The 296-nt window shown below is 40.5% G+C and carries 1 tRNA gene; it reads right to left on the reverse strand.

Features of this window, described 5'->3' with window-relative positions:
- Positions 1–219 precede the first annotated feature (219 nt).
- Positions 220–296 (reverse strand) — tRNA-Ile (locus SAY88_RS24875).

Here is a 296-nt window from a genome sequence, read left to right on the forward strand (position 1 = left end):
CTGAGCCAGGATCAAACTCTCCATAAAAGTGTTTGATTAGCTCAAAATGTATCGCTAACGATACTTTATGTGATTTTAAAAAATCACTAAGAAATAAACGAGATATCATGTATCTCTATTTCGCTTGGCTTTTGTTCAGTTTTCAAAGAACTCATCTGTCGCTCATCAGCGACCTAACCTATGTTACTAGGTATTTAATTAATAGTCAAGAACTTTTTTTGGTGGGCCTGAGTGGACTCGAACCACCGACCTCACGCTTATCAGGCGTGCGCTCTAACCAGCTGAGCTACAGGCCC

It is taken from the genome of Halalkalibacter flavus (assembly GCF_036663575.1).
Taxonomy (GTDB): Bacteria; Bacillota; Bacilli; order Bacillales; family Bacillaceae_D; genus Halalkalibacter; species Halalkalibacter flavus.